The following is a 2,688-nucleotide window of genomic DNA, read 5'->3' on the forward strand; positions in this document are numbered from 1 at the left end:
TGCGGGAGTCCTTGACGGTCACGTTGGCAACCTGGTTCAGCGGGGTATCGGCGCCGTAGTAAGGCACCATCACACCGCCCAGGATGCTGGGGTGAGCCTGGCCGGTACGGATACGGCTGAATGCGTTGATCAGCGACTCCAGGCTCTTCTGCATGCGCGCCTGGGCGTCTTTCTTGATCTCGTTGATCATTGTTTATCTTCCTCAATCAGAGTGCCTTCGGCGCCACCCACCACGACATTCAGCAGGGCACCCGGCTTGTTCATATTGAAAACCCGCAACGGCATATTGTGATCGCGACACAGGCAGATAGCCGTCAGGTCCATGACGCCCAGCTTGCGGTCCAGCACCTCATCGTAAGTCAGGCGCTCGAACTTCTCTGCATGCGGGTCCTTGAACGGATCGGCGGTGTACACACCATCCACCTTGGTCGCCTTGAGCACCACGTCGGCATCGATTTCGATGGCGCGCAGGCAGGCAGCCGAGTCGGTGGTGAAAAACGGATTGCCAGTGCCAGCGGCAAAAATCACCACCTCACCGGTCTTCAGATGACGCAGCGCCTTGCGCCGGTCGTAATGATCGGTCACCCCGACCATGGAAATCGCCGACATGACGATGGCCGGGATATTCGAACGTTCCAGCGCGTCGCGCATGGCCAAGGCGTTCATCACGGTAGCCAGCATGCCCATATGGTCGCCGGTTACTCGATCCATCCCGGCGGCGCTCAAGGCGGCGCCACGGAACAGGTTGCCGCCACCTATGACCAGGCCGACCTGCACGCCGATACCGACCAGCTGACCGACTTCCAGCGCCATGCGATCGAGCACCTTGGGGTCGATACCAAAGTCTTCAGACCCCACCAGGGCTTCGCCGCTAAGTTTGAGCAGAATGCGCTTATAGCGCGGTTGACGACCACTCACCTGCTGAGCCATTACCAGTCTCTCCTGCGGCGTTTGAATTCTGTGCGAACCAGGGGTTCGCTTTTATCGAGCGCTTCGACAGCGCCCGGAGCCGTTGGTGCCAAAGCCCAACCGCTTGTTCCAGCTTAGCCATCCCCGCAATTTGACAAAGAGGCCGCGCGCGTTAGCGGGCAGCCTCTTCGGGGCGACAGCGGTAGCCGTCTTACTGCTTGCTGGCAGCCAGTTGCGCAGCCACTTCTTCAGCGAAGTTGTCGACTGGCTTCTCGATGCCTTCGCCTACCTGGAAGCGGGTGAAGGAAACGATTTCAGCACCGGCCTTCTTGGCCAGAGCACCGACCTTGACTTCCGGATCTTTAACGAAGGCTTGCTCAACCAGGCTGGCTTCAGCGAGGAACTTCTGAATACGGCCGCCCACCATCTTCTCGACGATTTCAGCCGGCTTGCCCTTGATCTTGTCTTCGTTGAGGCTCATGAACACGGCTTTTTCGCGCTCGATGGCTTCAGCGGAAACTTCCGAAGGCAGCAGGAATTCAGGGTTGCTTGCCGCAACGTGCATGGCGATGTCTTTGGCCAGGTCAGCGTCGCCGCCTTTCAGGACCACCACAACACCGATCTTGTTGCCGTGCAGGTAAGCATTGACCACGTCGCCTTCAACGCGGGCCAGACGACGAATGTTGACGTTCTCGCCAACTTTAGCCACCAGCGCTTCACGAGCAGTTTCCTGAGCGGCGATCAGCGGAGCTGCGTCGGTCAGTTTGTCGGCGAAGGCTTTCTCGATGCTGCTGGTGACGAAGTTCTTGAAGTCGTCCTGCAGAGCCAGGAAGTCAGTTTGCGAGTTGACTTCGAGGATCACGGCCGACTTGCCGTCAGCAGCGACTTTAACGCCGATAGCGCCTTCGGCAGCCACGTTGCCAGCCTTCTTGGCAGCCTTGATCGCGCCGGAAGCACGCATGTCGTCAATGGCTTTTTCGATGTCGCCGCCGGCCTTGGTCAAGGCCTTTTTGCAATCCATCATGCCTTCGCCAGTGCGCTCACGCAGTTCTTTGACCAACGCTGCAGTAATCTCTGCCATTTCAAATTCCTCTTGGATAGGTTTTATAACCATTCCACCCGGCATCGCGGGCGTTCAACGCTTAACGCATCGTCAACCACTACTGCCTAATGGAGCCGCGGCGCAACGATGGTTTTCAAGGTGGCAAAAAGGGGGCAAAGCCCCCTTTTTGCGAACTAAGCAAACGCTATAGGCGCAGTGCTTAGCCTTCAGCAGCTTCTGCAGCCGGGGCTTGCTCGACGAACTCGTCGGTGCCGCCACCCGTGTTGCTGCGACCACGCACTACGGCGTCAGCCATGGCACCCATGTACAGCTGGATGGCGCGAATGGCGTCATCGTTGCCTGGGATGATGTAGTCAACGCCGTCCGGGCTGCTGTTGGTATCGACGATGCCGATAACCGGGATACCCAGCTTGTTGGCTTCGGTGATAGCAATGCGCTCGTGGTCAACGTCGATCACGAACAGAGCGTCCGGCAGACCGCCCATGTCCTTGATACCACCCAGACTGCGATCCAGTTTTTCCAGATCACGGGTGCGCATCAGGGCTTCTTTCTTGGTCAGCTTGGCGAAAGTACCGTCCTGGGACTGAACTTCCAGATCACGCAGACGCTTGATCGAGGCACGGATGGTTTTGTAGTTGGTCAGCATGCCGCCCAACCAGCGATGATCGACGTACGGCGAACCGCAACGTGCTGCTTCTTCAGCAACGATCTTGCCA

General features: G+C 58.3%; 4 protein-coding genes. All 4 read right to left on the reverse strand.

Annotated elements, in window-relative coordinates:
* On the reverse strand, positions 1-190 hold a 190-nt coding region (locus tag Q8Q83_RS05150; protein WP_305621720.1), incomplete at its 3' end, for a ribosome recycling factor.
* Positions 187-930 carry a UMP kinase gene (gene pyrH / locus Q8Q83_RS05155; protein ID WP_305621722.1) on the reverse strand — a complete coding sequence of 248 codons (744 nt, stop codon included), beginning with the start codon at positions 928-930 and terminating at the stop codon, positions 187-189. The genes Q8Q83_RS05150 and pyrH, both read right to left, overlap by 4 nt.
* Positions 931-1,120: 190 nt before the next feature.
* Positions 1,121-1,990, reverse strand: coding sequence for a translation elongation factor Ts (tsf, locus tag Q8Q83_RS05160; protein ID WP_305621726.1), 870 nt, complete (start codon positions 1,988-1,990; stop codon positions 1,121-1,123).
* Positions 1,991-2,171: 181 nt separating this feature from the next.
* Positions 2,172-2,688: 30S ribosomal protein S2 (gene rpsB, locus Q8Q83_RS05165; protein ID WP_305621724.1), on the reverse strand; the 517-nt coding region annotated here is incomplete at its 5' end.

Source organism: Pseudomonas sp., from assembly GCF_030696055.1.
GTDB lineage: Bacteria > Pseudomonadota > Gammaproteobacteria > Pseudomonadales > Pseudomonadaceae > Aquipseudomonas.

What these genes read in the sequence shown, in the direction of transcription:
- pyrH (WP_305621722.1), bottom strand. Translation starts at nt 930, where the DNA reads ATGGCTCAGCAGGTGAGTGGTCGTCAACCGCGCTATAAGCGCATTCTG.
- tsf (WP_305621726.1), bottom strand. Translation starts at nt 1,990, where the DNA reads ATGGCAGAGATTACTGCAGCGTTGGTCAAAGAACTGCGTGAGCGCACT.